This is a genomic window from Candidatus Contendobacter odensis Run_B_J11 (genome assembly GCF_000531125.1).
Lineage (GTDB): Bacteria > Pseudomonadota > Gammaproteobacteria > Competibacterales > Competibacteraceae > Contendibacter > Contendibacter odensensis.
Genome location: NZ_CBTK010000197.1, coordinates 1 through 3,619, shown reverse-complemented (window position 1 = coordinate 3,619; position 3,619 = coordinate 1). Strand labels below are relative to the sequence as shown.

Annotated in this window: 2 protein-coding genes and 2 pseudogenes; 3 read left to right on the top strand and 1 reads right to left on the bottom strand. The window is 60.1% G+C overall.

The window, feature by feature from the left end; genetic code table 11:
• Window positions 1-172: 172 nt before the first annotated feature.
• Window positions 173-352, bottom strand: a pseudogene (locus BN874_RS25715) (IS1-like element ISBeg1 family transposase); the annotation flags it as partial.
• 184 nt (window positions 353-536) lie between these two features.
• Here BN874_RS25715 and BN874_RS11970 point away from each other — a divergent pair.
• The 3 genes and pseudogenes from BN874_RS11970 to BN874_RS25710 all read left to right on the top strand — a co-directional run.
• Complete coding sequence (locus tag BN874_RS11970; RefSeq protein WP_034433610.1) at window positions 537-1,892, top strand: IS1182 family transposase; 1,356 nt, start codon at window positions 537-539, stop codon at window positions 1,890-1,892.
• 243 nt (window positions 1,893-2,135) lie between these two features.
• On the top strand, window positions 2,136-2,750 hold the full coding sequence (locus BN874_RS11965) for a DUF2238 domain-containing protein (protein ID WP_420886128.1): 615 nt from the start codon (window positions 2,136-2,138) through the stop codon (window positions 2,748-2,750).
• A 679-nt stretch (window positions 2,751-3,429) separates the two neighbouring features.
• Window positions 3,430-3,619: pseudogene (locus BN874_RS25710) on the top strand (IS5/IS1182 family transposase); the annotation flags it as partial.

The window sequence follows — 3,619 nt, the reverse complement described above, 5'->3', positions numbered from 1 at the left end:
TACGCGGGAATACGGGATAGGGGCTGGGCGAGATCGCCGGACGACGGGAGCGGCGGGACTGGAGATTATCGATGACAGCGTAGTACACCGACACATCGGAGGTGGCGTTGATGCCAAAATTTCGAGGGTTTACATCTCGAACGGACGTTGGTGGAATTCCTGGTAGTGTCCCTCAACGGCCTTGATGAATAACGCCGAGTGACGGAAAGAGATGCTCAGTGGTATGCAGCCTATCCAAGAACGATGCCGGAACGCGATAGGACCACCGCTCGGTGGTGGTCCAGAGGTGATCGGTCATCGCTGCGGCCATCGCTGGGGTGTCGGGGCGTCCTCCTCGTGCCGATCCGGTACCACGGATCAGTTCTGGGATACTCAAGCAGAGCCAGCCCTATTGGATTGGACAGGATTTTGGCAGAGATAAGTGGGAGATCTGCGGGGTGGCGTTACCCACGGTTGCGGCCTGCCGAAGGTCCCTCTAGCAGCCTGTCGGGCTTTCTACCTGTAAAATAGCGGCATCCGTCCAGAGGATACTGACCATGAGTCGCTTTCGCCCGATTGACCGCGCCACGGACTTTCTGCTCCCCCCATCGATCCAGGAGTGGTTACCCGAAGGGCATCTGGCCCATTACGTGGTGGAGGTTTTCGAGCAGCTCGATTTATCGGCCCTGGAGTGCGCCTATGCGGGACGGAGCAATGACGCCTACCACCCGGCGCTGTTGCTGTCGCTGCTGATCTATGGCTACGCGACCGGGACGTTTTCCAGCCGCAAGATCGAACGGGCCACCTACGATTCCCTAGCCTTTCGCTATATTGCCTGCAACCTGCACCCGGATCACGACACCTTGGCCCACTTCCGGCGCCGGTTTGGCACGGAATTCCAATCGGCGTTTGTCCAAGTGCTCCAAGTAGCTCGGGAGAACCAACTGGCGCGCTTTGGCACGGTCAGTCTGGACGGCACCAAGGTCCACGCCAATGCCAGCAAGCACAGTGCCTTGTCCTACGGTCACGCCGAGAAGATTGAAGCCCATCTCAAGGCCGAAGTCGAGGACCTGGTGCACCAGGCCGAGGCGGTGGACCCGTCCGGCCTCCCGGAGGGGATGAGCCTGCCGGAGGAACTCCAGCGGCGGCAAGCCCGCCTGGAGGCCATGGCCCAAGCCAAAGCGAAGATTGAAACCCGCGCTCAAGAGCGCTTTGAGCGCGAGCAGGCGGACTATGAGGCCAATATGACCGCCCGCCAAGCCCAGAGAGAGGCCACAGGCAAGAACCCTGGCGGGAAGGAACCCCAGCCCCCCCAAGCCGGCCCGCGCCCGGACGATCCGATCAACCTCACGGATGAAGAGTCCCGGATCATGCCGATGGCGGGCGGTGGCTTCGAGCAGAGCTACAATGCCCAAGCCTTAGGGGATACCGAATCCTGGCGGGTGAGGGTCTCCCGGGTGACTCAAGCGGCCAATGACAAGGAACAACTCACCCCGATGGTCGCAAGGGTCCAAGCCCTACCGGAAGGGCTTAATGCGCCCGACCGACTCCTCGCTGACAACGGCTACTTTAGCGAAAACAATGTCATCGCTTGCCAAGACGCCCAGATCGAGCCGCTGATTGCCATGAAGCGGGAAGACCCTCATCCCCACTGGCAGGAACGTTTCATCGAACCGGCACCGCTCGCGACCGGAGCCTCCCCGGTCGAGACCCTGGCGCATGCCCTCAAGACGCTGCGCGGCAAGGCCCACTATGCCTTACGCAAGCAGACGGTTGAACCGGTCTTCGGTATCATCAAATCCGTGATGGGCTTTCGCCAGTTCTTGCTGCGGGGTCTGGAAAACGTCACCCATGAATGGACGCTGGTCTGCTTGGCGTGGAATCTGAAACGCATGGCCGTATTGCGTCCATAGCGGGAAAAACCGCCCGGATAGGGGCCGTTTTTAACCCAAAATGCCTCCATGGGGGACAAAATAGCTCCTTACCCGGTGCCTGGTTCTTCCAAAAACCTTAAGTCCGACAGGCTGCTAGGGCCTATTGACCTAGAGTGTCTAACCCACTGAGCATTGACGCGCTTCCCGGCATGAGACCGATTCCGCTCCATCCACCCCGTGAGGTCACCCTAACCGATGTCCGTACCCCGCTCGCAAGTCCTTATGATCGCTTCCATCGTCCTGGTCGTGCTGCTGGCGCTGTCGGGCGCTCAGCCCTACGACCGGCCCACCTGGGCGCTCGAGGTGTTCCCCGTCGTTGTAGCGCTACCCCTCCTGTGGGCGACCTACCGCCGCTTCCCGCTGACGACCTTGCTCTACGGGTGCATTTTCCTGCATGCGCTCGTGCTGATGCTGGGCGCGATGTACACCTATGCGAGAGTCCCGCTCGGCTTCGACCTCGCCGAACTGCTCGGCCTCACCCGCAACCCCTACGACAAGATCGGTCACTTCTTTCAGGGGTTCGTTCCGGCGCTCGTCGCGCGCGAAATCCTCCTCCGCGGCCACTTCGTGCACGGGAAAAAGATGTTGGCCTTCATGGTGGTCTGTGTCGTCCTGGCCATCAGCGCCACGTATGAATTCATCGAATGGGGAGTCGCTCTCGCCCTGGGACAGGGCGCTGACGAATTCCTGGGGACCCAGGGAGACCCGTGGGACACCCAGTCCGATATGTTTTTTGCATTGATTGGCGCGGTCACCGCCTTACTGCTGCTTTCGCGCGTTCAGGATCGTCAAATCCAGCGTATCGCTGGCGATGAAGCCGCCCCCTCACCGGCGTGACGGCCCGGCATCCGGTAAAAGACGCGACTCTTCGGCGAGAAGACCCTGATGACCGAGTTTATTCTCGCCCGAGACGGTCTCCGTCCTCTCCCGGCCCCTCTCCACGAACAGACCGGCTATCGGGTCAAGCGTCGCCTTCGTCTCCAGCGGGGCGACCAGGAGTTCGACGCCCGCCTCGGACCGATCGATCCCTGTTGTGCCGGGCGCACCGGCCGTTGAGGACGTCGTAGCCGTGGCGGGGTTCTCGCCGGCGCGGGAAGACGATGGGCCAAACGGCCACCGATGAAGGCGGGGTCAATACTGCTGGCGAATTCGATTCTGGGGTTCTACGCCCAAAACCGCGAAATTTTTTAAATTATTTATAATCAATATCTTATAAATAGATTCCGAAAGTTAGGTCGACTTTTCGGCCGTCTGAACACGTTGCGAACTTTCGATAAAAGAACCCTTCTACGGAAAGTTTGGCTGGGACCACTGCCGTTTTCGGAGCTTGCAGACGGAAAAATCGGAGAGTTCTAGGCATCGAAAACCAGAAAGTTACGAGTGGGGCACTCTCCAAGAGACGAAGGACGGCTTAGCATGGGAGTGAATATGCCTGTCAGGCTTCGGAAACCAGCGCTGTATGACCCCAACTTATTGAATTTGAAACCGTTCAAAAATTTCGCGGTTTTGGGCTTAGACCCCCGTTCTGGCCGCGATCCGCACCCTCAACCGGCTCGAGAGCGTGGGTGAGACCTTGCGCGCGGCCCTGAACGGCGTGGCCCCGGTGGCGCCGGACGGGCTGGCCGGGGTCGCGGCGCCGGAGTGGTTCGAACGCTACGCGATCCGGGTCGAGGAATACCGCCTCAGCAATGAGATTCCTCCTATTG